This window comes from Anaerofilum hominis (assembly GCF_014287275.1).
In the GTDB taxonomy this organism is placed as follows: Bacteria; Bacillota; Clostridia; order Oscillospirales; family Ruminococcaceae; genus Pygmaiobacter; species Pygmaiobacter hominis.
Map to the genome: position 1 here is coordinate 206,159 of NZ_JACONZ010000002.1, position 17,836 is coordinate 223,994.

General features: G+C 60.7%; 14 protein-coding genes. 9 read left to right on the plus strand and 5 right to left on the minus strand.

Annotated elements, in window-relative coordinates:
- Nucleotides 1-42 precede the first annotated feature (42 nt).
- The 4 genes from H8S23_RS06115 to H8S23_RS06130 form a co-directional block, all read right to left on the minus strand.
- Nucleotides 43-2,631, minus strand: a complete 2,589-nt coding sequence (locus tag H8S23_RS06115; protein ID WP_186887447.1) for a heavy metal translocating P-type ATPase — start codon at nt 2,629-2,631, stop codon at nt 43-45.
- A 601-nt stretch (nt 2,632-3,232) separates the two neighbouring features.
- Nucleotides 3,233-4,591 (minus strand): MATE family efflux transporter, encoded by a 1,359-nt coding sequence (locus tag H8S23_RS06120; protein WP_186887448.1) that lies wholly within the window; start codon nt 4,589-4,591, stop codon nt 3,233-3,235.
- A gap of 398 nt (nt 4,592-4,989) precedes the next feature.
- Entirely contained in the window at nt 4,990-5,394 is a 405-nt protein-coding gene (locus H8S23_RS06125; protein WP_186887449.1) for a hypothetical protein, read from the minus strand.
- 220 nt (nt 5,395-5,614) lie between these two features.
- Nucleotides 5,615-6,523, minus strand: a complete 909-nt coding sequence (locus H8S23_RS06130) for a helix-turn-helix domain-containing protein (RefSeq protein WP_186887450.1) — start codon at nt 6,521-6,523, stop codon at nt 5,615-5,617.
- Nucleotides 6,524-7,101: 578 nt separating this feature from the next.
- Here H8S23_RS06130 and H8S23_RS06135 point away from each other — a divergent pair.
- The 4 genes from H8S23_RS06135 (at nt 7,102) to H8S23_RS06150 (ending at nt 10,597) form a co-directional block, all read left to right on the plus strand.
- The gene (locus H8S23_RS06135; RefSeq protein WP_243165907.1) at nt 7,102-7,782 is read left to right on the plus strand and encodes an amino acid ABC transporter permease; all 681 of its coding nucleotides are present in this window, start codon (nt 7,102-7,104) and stop codon (nt 7,780-7,782) included.
- Nucleotides 7,783-7,792: 10 nt separating this feature from the next.
- Nucleotides 7,793-8,524 (plus strand): amino acid ABC transporter ATP-binding protein, encoded by a 732-nt coding sequence (locus H8S23_RS06140; RefSeq protein ID WP_186887925.1) that lies wholly within the window; start codon nt 7,793-7,795, stop codon nt 8,522-8,524.
- Between the two features lie 75 nt (nt 8,525-8,599).
- Nucleotides 8,600-9,640, plus strand: coding sequence for an ornithine cyclodeaminase family protein (locus tag H8S23_RS06145; RefSeq protein WP_186887451.1), 1,041 nt, complete (start codon nt 8,600-8,602; stop codon nt 9,638-9,640).
- A gap of 57 nt (nt 9,641-9,697) precedes the next feature.
- A complete protein-coding gene (locus H8S23_RS06150; protein WP_186887452.1) occupies nt 9,698-10,597 on the plus strand; it encodes a transporter substrate-binding domain-containing protein in 900 nt (299 codons plus the stop codon).
- A 764-nt stretch (nt 10,598-11,361) separates the two neighbouring features.
- On the opposite strand, the gene H8S23_RS06155 is transcribed toward H8S23_RS06150, so the two are convergent.
- The gene (locus tag H8S23_RS06155) at nt 11,362-12,918 is read right to left on the minus strand and encodes an acyl CoA:acetate/3-ketoacid CoA transferase (RefSeq protein ID WP_186887453.1); all 1,557 of its coding nucleotides are present in this window, start codon (nt 12,916-12,918) and stop codon (nt 11,362-11,364) included.
- 285 nt (nt 12,919-13,203) lie between these two features.
- On the opposite strand from H8S23_RS06155, the gene H8S23_RS06160 reads away from it, so the two are divergent.
- The 5 genes from H8S23_RS06160 (at nt 13,204) to H8S23_RS06180 (ending at nt 17,381) form a co-directional block, all read left to right on the plus strand.
- Entirely contained in the window at nt 13,204-13,563 is a 360-nt protein-coding gene (locus tag H8S23_RS06160) for a hypothetical protein (protein ID WP_186887454.1), read from the plus strand.
- Nucleotides 13,563-14,267: an NAD-dependent protein deacylase gene (locus tag H8S23_RS06165; protein WP_186887455.1), complete on the plus strand. Its 705-nt coding sequence runs from the start codon at nt 13,563-13,565 to the stop codon at nt 14,265-14,267. Before H8S23_RS06160 ends, H8S23_RS06165 begins: the two co-directional genes overlap by 1 nt.
- 318 nt (nt 14,268-14,585) lie before the next feature.
- Nucleotides 14,586-15,026: an Hsp20/alpha crystallin family protein gene (locus tag H8S23_RS06170; protein ID WP_186887456.1), complete on the plus strand. Its 441-nt coding sequence runs from the start codon at nt 14,586-14,588 to the stop codon at nt 15,024-15,026.
- Between the two features lie 381 nt (nt 15,027-15,407).
- A complete protein-coding gene (locus H8S23_RS06175) occupies nt 15,408-16,385 on the plus strand; it encodes a DUF6198 family protein (protein WP_186887457.1) in 978 nt (325 codons plus the stop codon).
- 183 nt (nt 16,386-16,568) lie between these two features.
- Nucleotides 16,569-17,381, plus strand: a complete 813-nt coding sequence (locus H8S23_RS06180; RefSeq protein ID WP_186887458.1) for an HAD family hydrolase — start codon at nt 16,569-16,571, stop codon at nt 17,379-17,381.
- Nucleotides 17,382-17,836: the final 455 nt, after the last annotated feature.

Genomic DNA, 17,836 nt, shown 5'->3' on the forward strand with positions numbered 1-17,836 from the left:
TTCCTGAGAATACGGCCGTGCGGGCCGCTGGTGAGGGGGCGCTCAGCCCACCGACACGACCTCATAGCCGGCCTCGGTAACGGCGGTGACCAGCTTTTCATCGGCGACGTCGGCGGCCAGCGTCACCACGGCCTGTTTGGACTCCAGGTCCACCGCCACGGCCGACACGCCCTCCACGGCGGCCAGCGCTTTTTCCACATGGGCCTTGCAGTTGTTGCACATCATGCCTTCGATTTTCAGGGTCTTGTTCATCACGGACACTTCCTTTTCTTTTTTGTTGTTTTCTATCTCGGACGGTGCGGCCGCCGCGATGGGACAGCCGCTTGCGGGGGACGGGAGGGGATGACGGAATTTGGGCCGGAACAGTTTTAGCCGCAGCGCGTTGGACACCACGCAGAAAGAGGAAAGGCTCATGGCCGCCGCGCCAAACATGGGGTTCAGCCTCCAGCCCAGCAGGGTGTAGAACACGCCGGCCGCCAGGGGGATGCCGATGGAGTTATAGAAGAATGCCCAGAAGAGATTTTCCTTAATGTTGCGGATGACCGAGCGGGAGAGCTGGAACGCGGTGACCGCGTCCAGCAGGTCGCTTTTCATCAATACCACGTCGGCGCTCTCGATGGCGATGTCGGTGCCCGCGCCGATGGCGACGCCCACGTCTGCGCGGGCCAGGGCCGGGGCGTCGTTGATGCCGTCCCCGATCATGGCCACCTTTTTGCCCGCCTGCTGCAGGGCGGCGACCTCCCGCTCTTTGTCCTGGGGCAGCACTTCGGCCACGACCCGGTCGATGCCGAGCTGGCCGCGGATGGCCTCGGCGGTGCGCCGGTTGTCGCCGGTGAGCATGACCACATCCACGCCCAGGGCCCGGAACTCCTCGATGGCGGCACGGCTGGTGGGCTTGACCACGTCCGCCACCGCGATCACGCCCAGCGGCCTGCCGGCCCAGGCGAAAAACAGGGGGGTCTTGCCCTCGTTTGCCAGCGCGTCCGCGTCCGCGCCGAAATCGGCGGCGGAGAGGCCGTTCGCCTCCATCATCCGCAGATTGCCCGCCAGCACGGGCTGCCCATCCACCTGCCCGGTCACGCCCTGGCCGGGGACGGTCTCAAAGCCCGCGGCCGCGTCCGGCTCAAGCCCTTCGGCGCCAGCGCGGCGCAGGATGGCGGCGGCCAGCGGGTGCTCGCTGGGGCGCTCGGCGGCGGCGGCCACCCGCAGCAGTTCGCGCGGGTCTGCGCCGGGCGCGGGCAGCAGGTCGGTGACCTCGGGCTTGCCCTCGGTGACGGTGCCGGTCTTGTCCAGCACCACGGTGTTCACGGTGTGCGCCACCTCAAGGCTTTCGGCGGATTTGAAGAGGATGCCGTGCTCGGCGCCCTTGCCCGTGCCCACCATGATGGCGGTGGGGGTGGCGAGGCCCAGTGCGCAGGGGCAGCTGATGACCAGCACCGCAATACCGATGGAAAGCGCAAAATCGATGGGATAGCCCAGCAGCAGCCAGACCGCCGCCGCGGCCGCGGCGATCGTGATGACCACCGGCACAAAGACGCCGCTGACCTTATCCGCCAGCTTGGCGATGGGGGCCTTGCTGGCGTTGGCGTCCTCCACCAGCTGTACGATCTGGGCCAGCGTGGTGTCGTCGCCCACTTTCAGGGCCCTGCATTTCAGATAACCGGACTGGTTGATGGAGGCGGAGATGACCTTGTCGCCGGGGCCTTTTTCCACCGGCAGGCTCTCGCCGGTGAGGGCGGACTCGTCCAGCGCCGCATTGCCCTCCAGGATCACGCCGTCCACCGGGATGCGCCCGCCGGGCCGCACGATGACCACGTCGCCCACGACGACCTCCTCCACCGGGAGCTCGAGCTCTTCACCGTCCCGCTCCACCACCGCGGTCTTGGGAGCCAGGTCCAGCAGCTTGGTGATGGCGTCGCTGGTGCGTCCCTTGGAGCGGGTCTCCAGATACTTGCCCACGGTGATCAGGGTCAGGATGGTGCCGGCCGATTCAAAATAGAGGTCCATGTGGTAATGAGCGACCAGCTCCATGTCGCCGTGGCCCAGGCCCCAGCCGATGCCGTAGATGGCCACAACGCCATACACCACCGCCGCGGCGGACCCGATGGCGATCAGCGAATCCATGTTCGGCGCGCCGCGGAACAGGGTCTTGAAGCCGACCTCGTAGTATTTGCGGTTCACATACAGGATGGGCAGGGTCAGCAGCAGCTGGGTCATGGCAAAGGAGACGGCGTTTTCGTGCCCCAGCAGGAACGCGGGCAGCGGCAGCCCCATCATATGCCCCATGGAGACGTACATCAGCGGCACAAGAAAGCAGAAAGAGACGATCAGCCTTTGCTTCATGGCCGCCAGCTCGGCTGACATCACGCCGCCGGGCGCCTCTTTGGGCGGGGCCGCGCGTTTTGGCCCCGCGCCGCGGGGCTGCTGGGGGGCGGCGCCATAACCGCCGGCCTTGACCGCGCTGCAGATCTGCGCTGCGCTGAGCTTGTCCTCCTCATATTCCACCAGCATGGTGTTCTGCAGCAGATTGACCGCCACCGACGAGACGCCGGGCAGTTTGCGCACGCTTTTTTCCACGTGGGCGCTGCAGGCCGAGCAGGTCATGCCGGTCACGTCGAATTTTTGTTTCATTCTCATCCTATCCTTTCTCTGTGGGGCGATCGCCGGCAAAACGGGCCGGCGGGATACCAGGCTGTTGAAAGGACAGCCGTTTCATATACCCCACCCCTGGGGGGTGTATCTTCATAATATCGTTCTCTTCGCCGGCTGTCAAGAGGCAGTATGCCCAAAATGAGGTAAGATCGTGAGGGCTTCCCAAGGTCCGCCCCCGATTTTTCCTTTTTACCGGCTAAAATCAGCTGCAGAGTTTCCGTTTTGCAGGTACGGGAAAAACTGGCTGCGAGTATTTGTTGCATTTTATAATTGATTTCGACAAAAAAGTCGAATACGATTGGAATAGAGATAAGAGAGGCGGCCGGTCCCGGGAGATTTTTCCAGATGCGCAGGTCCTGCAGAAAGGCGCACGGCTGCACGAGCATGCCGGGAACGCTTTCGGAAAAGCCTGACGGCCCCTGTGAACCAAGCGTCCGCAGTCACCGCAGCAGACGTTCCCGATGATTTTTTGGCCCAGCCGCAGAAATTTTTCTTTCGTGCTGTGGGAGGGCGGATGGGGATCTTTATGCAGATAACCGCGGCAGTTCTATGGTGCGTTAAGAAGTTTTCCGCGAAATATTTATTTTGAAACAAGCGTTCTTCTTTCCCATCCCTTACTGCGAAAATAGAGAAACCCCACAATAGCCGGAATGATCGGAGAAAGAGCCTGTCCGCAATAAATACCCGGGAATCCCATATTAAGTGAAAAGGCGAGAAGCCAACTCACGGGTAAGCGTACGATCACCGCGTCCAACAAGGCGTCCAGCATGGCGATATTTGCCGACCCTATGCCGATCGCAAATGAGTCCAATGTGTACATCACAGCATAAACAAGGCTGTTTATCCCACAGCAGACCCGCAGATAGTAAATTCCATCCTTTACTGTTTGGGGACTGCTGCTGCCGAAAAGCAGAATCAGCTGTTCCGCAAAAATTTGGACGCCTGATACGACCACAAGTGTTGCGGAGACATTGAGCAGCAAACCCGTTTTGACTACTTTTCGTGCCCGTTTTATCTGACCTGCCCCGATACACTGGCCCGCCATTGCTGTAACCGCCTGTCCAATAGCCCAACAGGGCATACCGGCAAAAGTGTTGATCTGCAATCCCATACCGGAAGCTGCAGACACCGAAGTGCCAAATTGATTCAGCATACCTGTTACGATCAGATAGGCTGTGTTTACCACTGCCATCTGAAAGGCTGTGGGTAAACCGACTTTCAGAATGGCGATCAGTTTATCCATTTGTAATGTGAATTTCTTCTGGCCGTCAGCATAAAAAAATACTTTATGCTTCCGCAAGTAGAAAATTGAGATCACAAAAGAGATCCCTTGCGCCGTGATCGTTGCATAAGCGGCTCCTGCCGTTCCCATTTCCAGGGGACCCACCAGTAAAATATCCAGTATTACATTAACAAATGCAGCGATCCCAACGAAATAAAGGGGCGATCTGGAATCCCCCAGGCCTTTTAGAATGGAACAGACCGCATTATATCCAAAGACAAAGACCGTTCCCCAGCAGATGATTTTCATGTAATCGCAGGCAGCCTGATAGGCGTCTGCCGGAATGCCTAACACTTGAAAAAGCGGCTGATAGAATGCCAAACTCACAACGGTTACAAGCAGCGCTGACGCAAGGGAGACCAAAGCCAGCGTTTGAAAAGTTTCAGCCTGTCCTTTCTTATCATTTGCGCCTTTATATTGAGCGATCAATACAGCTCCCCCCATCGTGAGGCCGATGCAGATGGAGTTGATAATATAGCATAGTTTGGATGCGTTGCTGATGGCCGCAAGACCCGCTTCTCCGACGGTCCGTCCAACCACCAACATATCTGCGACGTTATAAAAAGATTGCAGGAGATTTGCCAAAAGCAGCGGAAACGCAAAAGCGACCAACCTTTTGGGCACGCTCCCGGTCAATAAGTTTTGTTCCTCAGTCATAGATCTGTTCCCCTTTCAAAGAAAAGAGGGCACACAAAACTGTGCGCCCTCTGCGTGATTGCCTCAAAACAGGCAGAACAAAAGGCCGCAAACAAAACATTGTCTGTGGCCCGAACCGTTTGTTTTCTATTGTCGATTGGTCAAAAGGGTATAAAAACCAAAGGCAGTCCCTGGCTGCCTTTGCCTCCCCGTTTATCCATCAACGCTCAGAAAAGGCTCCGCACAATGTTTCGTGGTATAAACTTGTGTGGAGCCAAAATCAATCGTAAATTTTCCGAATAACACCATGTTCACCTCCTGTCAACAGGACATTACCAATCGTAAGCATTTTGGCGCCTCTTGTCAAGTGGGGGAAAGAGGGCTTTCTTCTCTGCTTTTTTGTGATTTATTCAGGATCGTCAATGGCGCTCACCGTCTGTCAGAAGTATCCGAGATTTGCAGTTGGCCTTTTTAAGCCGGAAAATCATATCCGTTTTTTCTGGTCCATTTGAGTGGGCGGTGATCACAACGCATTTGCCGGATGGACAGGTGCTGCCTTTGAGGATCGATGTGGTGTCAGCAGCGGCATCTTTATTCAGGTCCCCGGTCGGATCCATCGGCAGGCACCGCCGGTGCTTCGCCAACAGGGCGCTGATGGATACCGCGCTCTGCTGCTGGCTGCCGGGGCGCTTCAGAACAATCTTTCCCTGGTAAGCCCTTATTGTATCCCGGTAGGGGCCAAAGCGGCGGGTTTGAAAGTCATCTTCGAGGGGTAAAGGAGCCGGGCCGCAAAAGCGTCCTTTTGCACCGGCAGGGCTTTTCAAAAAATTTTACACCCGGTTGGTGTTTAAAAAAGGCAGACCGGGGTAAACTGTAAGTGTTGCAGAGCTGCCAACGATGCAACGGCTTTTTTCATTTTTCTTCCTCAAAAACGGCCCCCGCCTTCTGTACAGAGGCGGGGGTCGTTTTTTGGTTTTTGACGGCGGCGTTTCCGGTCCGGCCTTTCCGCACCAAACAAGGCGCGGAAAGGCCGCAGGGCGGCGTCTATTTTTTTTCGCTCTTGCCCGTGTGGTTCAGCGCCACGGCCGTGATGCCGCAGCCGATGCCGCCGACCGAGTAGATGATGGCGGCAGCCTCGTCCCGCCACTGGGGCAGGGCAAAGATACAGACCACAAACACCGCGGTGGACGCCAGCATGATGCAGGCGCAAAGGCGGCCGATCCGGCTGCGGCGGGCGCGGGTCTCGTCGTCGGGGTCGTTTTCCCGGTTGTAGTTGTCGATATGATATTTTTCTTCCTGGATGCCTGTCCAGATGAGCAGGGCCACGCCCAGCGCGATGCCCACAAAAAAGATCGAGCCGGAGAAGCTGTCGTTCCAGCGGGCGGGCAGAGGCAGCGCCTGGGAGCCCAGCAGCCAGAGGACGCTGAGAAAAATGACCCCCAGGGCGGAAGCGGTCAGCACCACATAACGGCTGTGGAAAGCGTCCCGCTGGGCCTCGGTGTAGCAATCTTCCATGCGCGGGTGTTTGCGGTTGAATTCGCTGGACAGCAGGCCGCTGACGATGAGCACCATGCAGCCGAGCAGGGCCGCCGCAAAAAAGGCCATACCGGCCACCATTTCGTGCATCCCCAGCCCGTCCAGCAGGCAGGCGAGGGCAAGGGCGGAGATCAAAATGCCCACCCCGGCGGCGCTCATCACCGCAGAGCGGTTTTTATAGGCGTCATAGGCTCTGCCCACGTCGGCGCTGGCGGCGACGGCGCTGCCTTTCAGCAGGGTGTCCAGATCGCAGCGGAACAACTCGCAAAGCGCGAGCAGCTTTTCCATTTCCGGGTAGCTCTGCCCGGACTCCCACTTGGAGACCGACTGGCGGGAGACGCCCAGCGTCTCGGCCAGCTGCTCCTGGGTGAGGCCGCCCTGCTGGCGGTAAAACTGAAGATTTTCACTGAAACTCATGACAAGTTCCTCCTTGGCGTTGATGAGGCGCTCTCTCCCCGCCGCCGCAGCGGGCGGCGGGCCGGGAGGCCTTTTCTGTGCTCTCAGTTTACCGTGGCGGGACGGCAACCTCCACCAACTTGCTGTTGCGTTTTGGTTTCGCGATGTAAAGTTGCGGTTGCGCCGGTTTTTTCGGCCCTGAAAAGCGGCCGCGCGGAAGCCGCGGGGCCGGTGACCTGATTATACCACAGAGAGGTCCGCCGCCGCAAAGCGGGGCAGGCGTCCCCCGAAAGCCGGGGCGGAAAACGGCGTTGGGGCCGGCATGGGGCGCCTGTCCGGGGAAAGCGCGCCGCAGCCCCTTGCCCGCCGCCCCCGCGGCACCTCCCCGCCGGCGGGGGCGGCAAAAAAGGCCCTATGCGGATCGGGCGGGCAAAATACTTGTGCATTTTGTTGAATTTAAATGCCGCAAAAAGGATAAAACACAGGCACAAATGAATATATATACAAATTTTAAAAAATATATTGAATATTTATTCATTATCTGATACAATGGACCCATCGCAGAACAAAGGGCTGCAGAACGGGGAGGTGACGTCCCTTTGAACATCCTGGAAATACTTACTAATTATTATCACTACTTTTTGCAGGGGACCCGAACCACCATTCTGATCTCGCTGATCACCGTGTTCTGCGGGTTTTTGCTGGGCTGCGTGATCTCGCTGCTGCGGCTGTCCAAGAACCGGCTGCTGAACGGATTTGCCCGGTTTTACATCACCGTGCTGCGCGGCACGCCGCTGCTGGTACAGCTGTATATCGTCTATTACCAGCTGGATTTTATCCCCTATCCCAAGGTGAGCGTCTGGGGGATCGCACTGGAGCGGGCGCTGCCCTGCGTCATCGCCCTGTCGATGAACTCGGCCGCCTATGTGGCGGAGGTCATCCGCTCGGGCATCCAGGCGGTGGATGTGGGGCAAAGCGAGGCGGCGCGCTCCATCGGCATGACGGGCGGACAGACGATGCTGCACATCGTTATGCCGCAGGCGATCAAAAACATCCTGCCGGCCATCGGCAACGAGTTTGTCACCATGATCAAGGAGACCTCGGTCATCCAGTATCTCGGCATCAGCGATCTGATGTACAACAACGGCATCGTGGTCACGGCCACCTACAACCCGCTGCCCTGCTATTACATCTCGGCCGTGATCTATCTGATCCTGAATCTGGTGGCGGGCAAGGGCGTGAGCATCTTTGAGAGGAGGCTGAAGCGCAGTGACCGGTGAAACAAATCTGTTGATCGAGGCCAGGGGCCTGCGCAAGAGCTTTGGCGGCAACGAGGTGCTGAAAGGGATCGACGTGCAGATCAGCCGGGGCGAGGTCGTGGTGGTCATCGGGCCGTCAGGGTCCGGCAAGTCCACCTTTCTGCGATGCCTGAACCGGCTGGAAGAACCCAGCGGCGGGCAGATCATTTTTGAGGGCAGCGATATCTGCGCCAAGGGCGCCAACATCAATCTGCTGCGGCAGAAGATGGGCATGGTGTTTCAGCAGTTCAACCTCTTCAACCATCTCACGGTGCTGGAAAACATCGTCATCGGCCCCAAGCTGGTAAAAAAGTGCAGCCAGGAGGAAGCGGAGCAGGAGGCCATGAAGCTGCTGGAGCGGATCGGCCTGGCGGACAAAGCGCAGGAATACCCCTCGCGCCTGTCGGGCGGACAAAAGCAGCGCATCGCCATCGTGCGCGCCCTGGCCATGAACCCGGACGTGATGCTTTTTGACGAGCCCACAAGCGCCCTGGACCCCGAGATGGTGGGCGAGGTGCTGGGCGTGATGAAAGATCTGGCCGGGGAGGGCATCACGATGGTGGTGGTCACCCACGAGATGGGCTTTGCCCAAAAGGTGGGCACCCGGGTGCTGTTTATGGACGAGGGACAGATCCTGGAGCAGGGCGCGCCGCAGAAGCTTTTCACTTCCCCGCAGCATCCGCGCACACAGGATTTTCTGTCAAAGGTGCTCAACTGCATCTGAGGGCTGCCCCGCGCGGTCCGGGACCAGGTGTGAAAATAAAAAACAAACATCAAAACTTTTCAGGAGGAGAGAATCATGATCCATTCCATTGACCCGGGTATTCTGTTTTTGCAGGAAGAGGACGTTATCAAGGCAGGCGCTCTGGATATGAAGATGACCATCGAGACGGTGGAAAAGACCTATGCGCTGCTGGGCCAGGGGCAGGTCATCAACCCGCCCAAGACCCACATCGGCATGCCCATCGGCTCGGGCGCCGACTGGAACTCGTTTTTCAACTCCATGCCCTGCTATATCGGCGGGGATGTCAACATCGGCGGCACCAAGTGGGCGGCCGAGTCCAAAAAGAACAGCGCCATCCCCGGCATCCCCTACGGCATCGACATCACCATCCTCAGCGACCCGGAGACCGTGCTGCCTTTCTGCATCCTGGACGGCACCCTGATCACCGCGATGCGGACCTCGGCGGTGGCCGGCGTCTTCGCAAAGCACACGGCGCCCGCCGATACCAAGGCGGTCACGCTGGTGGGCGCGGGGGTCATCGGGCGCACCATGATCATGGCGGTCTGCGAGAGCCTGCCCCAGGTGGAAACGATCTATCTGTCCGACCTGGACCTGTCCAAGGCGGAGGGGCTGGCGGCGGAATACAAGGACGTCTATCCGGCAGAGATCGTGCCCACCGCGGACGCAAAGACGGCGGCGCTGGCCTCGCAGATCATCATCACCGAGACCACGGCCCGCAAGCCGTTCCTGGACCAGTCGTGGGTCAAACCGGGCGTCACGGTCATCAATATGGGCAGCATGGAGGCGGAGCTGGACGTGGTGACCGCCAGCGACGTCATCGCGGTGGACTATTGGGACCAGATCATCACCTACGAGACCAAGGCGGCGGCCCAGCTGTACAAGGCGGGCAAACTGACCAAGGACACGGTGGTCGAGCTGTCCGACATGGTGCTGGGCAAATGGGGCGGCCGCACCGACCCGGCCCAGGTGATCAACTGCTCCTCGCTGGGGCTGGGCGCGCTGGATATCATGATCGGCTACCAGCTGTTCCTGAACGCGCAGAAGATGGGGATCGGCACCCCGCTCAAGCTGTGGGATAAGCCCCTGTGGGAGTAAGCGGACGCCGCCAGGGCGGCACCGGGGAAACATGAAGAGAAGAGAGAGGGAGAAAAGATGAAAAAGATCACTGCAATGGTTTTGGCGCTGGCAATGGCGCTTTCCCTGGCCGCCTGCGGCGGCTCGGACTCCAGTTCTGTCCCGCCGGACGCGTCGGGGACCGGTCCATCCGCATCCGCCCCCGCTGCGGGCTCCTCCGCGCCGGACTCGGGCGCGGGCGACTGGTCTGCCAGTGAGCGCATCGCCGGCATCAAAGCGGCCGGCAAGATCGTGCTGGGCACCTCGGCAGATTACCCGCCGTTTGAGTTCCACACCGAGATCGACGGCACAGACACCATTGTGGGCTTTGACGTCGCCCTGGCGCAGAAGGTCGCCGACGCGCTGGGGGTAGAGCTGGAGGTCGTGGACATGTCCTTTGACAACCTGCTCATCAGCCTGGACAAAGGGGATTTCGACTTTGTCATGGCCTCGCTGTCCAACACGCCCGAGCGTGCCAAAGCGGTGGACTTCTCCTCCTCTTATTTCCGCGGCGCGCAGGTGGTGCTGGTGCGCGCGGAGGACGCGGACAAATACACCACCCAGGAAAGCCTGGCCGGCTGCCAAGTGGCGGCGCAGAAAGGCGCTATCCAGGTGCCTCTGGCAAACGAGATCGCCGGGGCGGAAAATGTGGTGCAGCTGACCAAGGTGGGGGACATGATCACCGAGCTGAAAGCCGGCAAGGTGGAAGCGGTCTTTCTGGACAACACCATCGGCGCGGGCTACGCGGCGGTGCACGACGATCTGGTCATGCAGGACATCGGTATCGTCTATGAGAGCAACGGCAACGTGGCGGCGGTCAAAAAGGGCGACGCTGATCTGGCGGCTTTTATCAGCGAGGTTTTCGACGCGCTGACGGAAGAGGAGATCAACGCCCTGCTGGGCGAGGCGCAGGCCACGGCCGGCATCGTCGAAGAGTAAGAACTTTTGACGGCGCGTCCCGCAGGCCGACCGCCTCCGCTGTGGTCAAAAAAGGACGGGGGCCGCGGGGCTATCCCGAAAAGAAACGCTGCCCGGCGGCAGCGGAATGGTAAAAATGAAAGAAACCCCTGCCTGTCGCAAAACAGGCAGGGGTCTCTTGGGGATGGCGGCGTTTGGGCCGGCGCTGCGTGTTAAGATCCGCCTTAGGCCCGCCCCTAGCCACGCTGGGGAGGGGCGGCGTTCGGGCCGGCGCTGCTGGTCAAGCCCCGCTGCCTCAAAACAGCGCGGCCCCTTATGCGGGACTGCGTTTGCCGGGCGCTCCGGCACAGAAATGCTGTGCTGCGCTTTTTTCCAAAACGCTGTTTTGAGATGGCCCAAACGGGGCTTTTCAAAAAAATTTGCGGATTGGGCGCCGCGTGAGGCGGACGCCGCAAGGCCCGGGCCCTGTCTTTTTGTTTTTTCGCGCTTTTGCGGCATTCCCTTACTCCAGGGCAGGGCCCGGCTGCAGGGGGGCGGCTGCGGGAAAGCGCCTTTTCAGCGCGGCTGTTTTTTCAGTGCCGGCTGCGCGCCCGCCCGGGCAGACCGGCTGCGGGCGCGCCCTGCCGCCTGGTTTTCTGCGGCGGGGACCGCGCCCCCTGGGGAGCGGCGGAGCGGACAAGGCCCTGTTTTTCAGTCGGACCGATAAAAAAGAGAGGGAGGGGCGAAAGCCCCTCCCGCTTTTCTGTATTTGGAGATTTGGCGCCGCCGCGCGGCGCGCAGTCCCTTTATTTCAGGCCCATCGGCTCGTCCCGGAAGATGCGCGCGTCCATCAGCCGCAGATCGGGGGAGATGGCTGGGCGCACCGCCATATGCGCACAGATATCCCGCTCCAGATCGATGCCCGGGGCGATCTCGGTCAGCTCCAGGCCCTGGGCGGTGAGACGGAATACCGCCCGCTCGGTAAAGTAGACCACGGGTACGCCGTTTGCCAGCGCGGTCTTGGCGCTGAAGGTGATCTGCTCCACCTCTTTGAGGAATTTGTCGATGCGGCCCTCCTGGTCGATCACCAGTTTGCCGTCCTCCACATGGGTCTTGAGGCCGCTGGCAGTAAAGGTGCCGCAGAAAAAGACCTGTTTTGAGTTCTGGCTGATGTCGATAAAGCCGCCGCAGCCCGGCAGCTTGGGGCCGAATTTGGAGACGTTGACATTGCCCGCGCCGTCGCCCTCAGCAAAGCCCAGATAGGTCTGGTCCAGGCCGCCGCCCTGATAGTAGTCGAACATGCTGGGCTGGCACATGATGCAGTCCGGGTTCAGGCTGGTGCCGAAAGAGAGGCCGCCCTGGGGCGCGCCGCCGGTGATGCCGGCCTCCACGGTCAGGGTGAAATGGCTGGTGATGCCCTCCTCGGCCGCCACGTTGGAGATAAACTCCGGCGCGCCGATGCCCAGGTTGACCACCGTGCCCTTGCGCAGCTCCATGGCGGCGCGGCGGGCGATGATCTTTTTGTCGGTCAGGGGCAGCGGGTCCGCCGCTTTCAGGCTCACCCGGTGCTCGCCCGAAAGGGCGGGGTTATAGTCCACGTCAAAGGTCTGCATGTGGTATTTCATATCGCTCACCGGCACCACCGCGTCCACCAGGATGCCGGGGATCTCCACCTTTTTGGGGTCCAGTGAGCCGGCTTTGACCACCCGCTCCACCTGCACCACCACGGTGCCGCCGCTGTTTTTGCAGGCCTGGGCGGTGGCCAGCATCTCGCCGGTGACGGCGCAGCGCTCCATGCTGATATTGCCGTTTTCGTCCGCGTAGGTGCCGCACAGCAGCGCGAAATCCACCTTTTGATAATCATAAAACAGATAGTCCCTGCCGCCCAGTTCCATCAGATGCACCCGGTCCGGGGCAGCGCGGGTCAGATCGTTGATCTTGCCGCCGCCAAGGCGCGGGTCCACAAAGGTGCCCAGCCCCACGTGGGTGAGGGTGCCGGGCCGGTGCGCGGCAGAATCGCGCAGCATGTGGCACATGACCCCCTGCGGGAACACATAGGCCAGGATCTTGTTGTCAGCCACCATCTGGCCGATCTTGGGCGCCAGGCCCCAGTGGGCGCCCATGGCGGCTTTCAGCATGCCGTCGTGGGCCAGATGGTTCAGCCCCTTGTCCTTGCGGTCGCCCTGGGCGGCGCAGAAGATCAGCGACAGATCGCGCGGCCGCCCGGTCTCGAGAAAGCGGTTTTCCAGTTCCAGCGCCAGCTCCTCGGCAAAGCTGGCGCCGATGAAGCCGCCGGTGGCCACAGTGGCGCCGTCCGGCACCAGATCCATCGCCTCGCGGGCGGTCATGATCTTGACTGACATTGTGATCCCATCCCTTTTTTATCAGTTTTAAAGCCGCGCTCCCAGCTCCGCCCTGCAGCGCAGCCGCCTGCTTTGGGCATTGGCGAGCGGGAGGTGTTTTTATATGTTAAAATTATAACAAAGTGAGGGCGCAAAGTCAATGCGCCGGACATTGTGCCGCCGCTTTTTTAGAAGTATAATAAAAACACGGAAAAAAGGGAGCGGCGTTTTATCCATTTTGCGGACAGCCCCGGCCCCGGCGCAGCAACGCCGCGCCCGCCGGGGCCGGGAAAGGGAGGACGAAAGATGAACAAAAAAGAGGCGCTTTTGGCCCTGGGGCTGGGCCTTATCCTTTTTGCCGGGGTGCCGGCACTGGCGCGGGCCCTGCTGCCGCCCGGGGCGGGAATGGCTTTTTCCATGTTTTTTCTGCTGGTCCTGCATCCGGCCTTTTTTCTGGCTGCCGGCGTTTTCTGCGGCTGGCAGGCGTCCCGGCGCTGGGCGCTGCCCGCACTGCTGACGGCCCTTTTTGCCGCCGGTTACGGCCTGGTGCTGCAGATGCGGGAACCGTTTTATCCGCTGCTGTATCTGGCGCTGAGCTATGCGGCGCTGGCGGCCGCCGCTTTCTGCCGCAAAAAGCGGCGGGACGGCATGGGGAGGGAAAGCTGATGGATGCAAAACTGAGAGAACTCGTCGAAAGCAGCGGCAATATCGTCTTTTTCGGGGGCGCGGGGGTGTCTACCGAGAGCGGCATCCCGGATTTCCGCAGCGTGGACGGGCTCTATCATCAAAAGTATGACTACCCGCCCGAGACCATCTTGAGCCATACCTTTTTTGAGCGCCATACCCAGGCGTTTTTCGATTTTTACCGCGACAGGATGCTTTACCTGGACGCGGCGCCCAACGCGGCCCACCGCATGCTGGCAAAGCTGGAAGCGCAGGGGAAATGCCGCGCCGTGGTGACCCAGAACATCGACGGCCTGCATCAGCGCGCGGGCAGCAAAAATGTTTTCGAGCTGCACGGCAGCGTGCTGCGCAACCACTGCATGCGCTGCGGCAGGGCTTACGGCGTAAAGGCGGTCACAGAGAGCACCGGCGTCCCCCGGTGCAGCTGCGGCGGCGTCATCAAGCCGGACGTGATATTGTATGAGGAGGGCCTGGACAGCGATGTGCTGGAGGGCGCGGTCCGCGCCATCGCGGCCTGCGACATGCTGATCATCGGCGGCACCTCGCTTGCCGTTTATCCGGCGGCGGGGCTGATCGACTATTACCGCGGGGACAGGCTGGTGGTCATCAACCGCACCCCCACACCGGCCGACCGGCGGGCTGATCATCTGTTTCACGGGTCGATAGGAGAGATATTAGGGGAGTGAAAACGGTTTGGCACTCGGCCGGATTCTTTTATGAAATGTGGAGAAAACAACGCAGCAAAGCGGAAAAATTGAATTCATAAAAAATTAGCACTCTAACTTAAAGAGTGCTAATTTTTTACAGTTTGTTCAAAAATCATCCGTTGTTTTTTAACATGGCGGCGGTATACTGTAGCCGTAAACAAAAAACAGGATACGCCCGCAAAGGCGCAAAGGGAAACGGGTGATGAAACATGTGCCGCAGGGATGGGCGGAGCTGATCCGCAGAAGTTTTCGGTTTACAGTGCAAAAATGACGATGCAGACGAAAGGGGAATGCTTTATGTTTGGTCTTATGCCTTATGAGCGCCGCGAGCGCGGTATGATGGATCTGTTCAATGATCTGGATAAATATTTCTTCGGCGACAAGAGCATGCCGTCGATGCCGGCCCTGAGCTGCAGGACGGACATCGAGGACAGGGGAGACAGTTATCTGCTCAGCGCCGAGCTGCCCGGTTTCAGCAAGGAGGATATCCGGCTGGATCTGGACGGGGACGTGCTGACCATCTCGGCCGCCCACAGCGGGGAGAGCGAGAAAAAAGAAAAGGACGGCAGCTATGTCTGCCGCGAGCGCCATTACGGCTCTTACAGCCGCAGCTTCGACGTTTCCGCCATCCGCCAGGAGGAGATCAGGGCCACCTATAAAAACGGCGTGCTGGAGCTGACGCTGCCCAAAAAGGAGGCTGCGCCGGCGCCCGCGGCCCGCGCCATCGAGATCGAGTAAGCGGATGGGATCGGGATCGGAACAGCGCCGCCGGCCCGCCGGCACGGGGCCGGAAAAGGAATGTGCCCGGCCGTGGGACAGGCGGCTCGCCTGAAAAAGCTGCCGCGGTTTTGACCGCGTTTGAGATACCGGCCCGCAGGGGGACCCCCCTGCGGGCCTTTTGCTGTGTGCATGGGAGGGACAAAGACAGGTAAAAGTGTCGGTCAGTTTCCCACAGAGAGGGCCCTGTTTTAGCGAAACGACTATTTCAGCGCCCGGTGCGCAGGCAGTTGTTGCGCCGCTGGGCCCGGCGTGCTATGCTAGTGCTGTAAAAAGCCGGTCCTGCGCGGGACCGGCGCCGGACGCCGCATTTTGAGGGCGCCGGAAAAGGAGGCTGCGGCCGTGGCAAAGCAAAAGTCCCGTTTTGCGAACGAGGTGCGCAAGATCATCTATTTTCTGCTGGCAAACGGCTGTTACGCGTTTGCCATCCAGCTGTTCCTGGCGGGCAACAACATCGCGGCGGGGGGCTTTTCCGGCATCGCCATCGTGCTCTCCTCCCTTCTGCCCGTGTCCATCGGCACCTTTGTGTTTTTGCTGAACATCCCTTTCATCATCCTCGCGTTTTTCATCAAGGGGCCGCGCTACACCCTGCTCACGCTGTGCGGCTCCACGGTATACGCCGTGATCCTCAACGCGATCTCCTTTTTGCCCACCATCACGGAAAACAAGCTGGTGGCGGCGGTGTTCGGCGGCCTGATCTACGGGGTGGGGGCGGTGCTGTTTCTCAAGTCGGGGGCCTCCAACGGCGGCACCGACCTGGTGGCGCGGCTGCTGCTGATCCGCTTCCGGTCCATGTCGGTGGGCAAGATGTTTCTGATCGTGGACGGAAGCGTGGTGCTGTTTGCGATGCTGATGTTCCGCGACATTGAAGCGGGCATTTACGCCATCATCACCATCTACGTCTGCGGCATGGTGAACGACCGCATCCTCAACGGCTTCGACAAGGCCAACATGTGCTATATCATCAGCGACAAAGACCCGGTGGCGCTCTCGGACGCCATCCAGAAAGAGATCCACCGCGGCGTGACGCTGCAGCGGGGCGTGGGTATGTATCAGGGATATGAGCACAATATCCTGATGACGGTGGTGCGCCCCCGGGAGACCTACCACCTCAAAGAGGTGGTGCAGGGGCTGGACGAAAAGGCCTTTGTGGTGATGGCGGAGGTCAACGAGGTGCTGGGGCGCGGCTTCAAGGGCTTTGCGGACGAGACCCCCGTGGATGCGCCCGAACTGCCGGTGATCCCGGTGCCGGGAGGCAAAAAGAAGAAAAAAGCCCACAAAAAAGAAAAAGAGAAAAAAGAGGCAAAGACAGGCGTCTAGGGCTTGCCGGAGCTTGTGGAAAAAGCGCGGGCGCCGTTTTTTTTCTGCGCAAGGCGCTGCGGCCGGCGTGGGCGGGATACCCGCGGCGTCCCGGGTTTGGGGCGGTGCGGACGCCGGTCGGCGCGGAGAACACGGCTTTTGGCTCTTTGCGGCGGCCCGCCTGTCGGGAGGAGGAGTGAGCGTTTGAAAGACAACCATGATCTGCCGCGCGCAGTGATCTGCGATGTGGACGGCACCCTGGTGGACCGGGAGAGGCAGGACCCCACCCCCCGCCTGCTGGCCTGCCTGGAACGCGCCCGGCAGCAGGGGGCGCTGGTGATGGTCGCCTCGGGCCGCATCCGGCAGCTGGTGCCCGCGGCGCTGCGGGAGATGGCGGATTACTGTGTGTGCGGCAACGGGGGCATCGTGCTGGACCGCAGCGGCGCCGTGGTCTGCGAGACCTCCTATGCGCCGGATCTGGTGGAAGAGCTGACCGCGTTCTGCATCCGCATCGGCGCCGCGCTGAGCTTTTCTTTCCCCAGCGGGTACGGCGCTTACTGCAACTATGAGCGGATGCGCCGGATGTATCTGGAGAGCACCGGCATGGACGGCGGCATCACTGATGAGACTGCCGGCAGGGACCGGCATCTGCGGGAAGCGCCTTTCAGCGCTTTTCTGATCGGCAATGAGGGCGAGGTGTACCGTTATCTGCGCGCGCAGCCGCGCCTGCAGGGCGCGCGGCAGTGGCAGGACCACTTTGACATTTATCCGGTGGCCACCACCAAGGCGGCCGGCATCAGTCAGGTGCTGCAGCGGCACGGCATCGACTGGAAAGACGTGATCGCGTTCGGGGACAGCCCCAACGATCTGGAGATGCTGGCGGCGGCCGGGCGCGGTTATGCCATGGGCAACGCCTGCCCCGAGGCCAAAGCCCTCACCGGCTATCTCGCGCCCCCCGTGTGGGAAGACGGCGCGGCCCAGGTGCTGGAAAAAATTTTTGGTTCGGGTGAAAAGTAGTAAAATCGCGCGCTGTTCCGTTTATTCTATAAAGGGCGGCGGCCGGGCGGCGAAAAATTTTTGAGCGCCCTGCCGGGAAAAGCCTCGTGCCGAAAACCCGCTTCCCGCCGCATGGCGCTGGGCGCGGCCGGTCCCCCGGGATCTGCGGCGGCCTTTTATCGCCGCGCAGGGAAACGGTCGGTCTCTGCGGCGCAGGCAGTCCGGGATAAGGGCGCAGACCCGGGGAGAAAGCTTTTGCGCGCCGCGGCTGCTTTTTGCCGCGCAGCATGGCAGGGAGCCAAAAACTTGCCGCCCCGCACTTTTGACGGCAGTGCGGCCACAGCGGTGCTGCGGCGCTGTTTTTTAGCGTTCCGCCAGAAAAACAGGCGTTTGGACGCCCTGCACGCAGGGCCGGCCTCATCCTACGCTTGCCCCGCGGGGACGCCTGGGCGGGCCAAAGACGGCGCAGCTGCTGT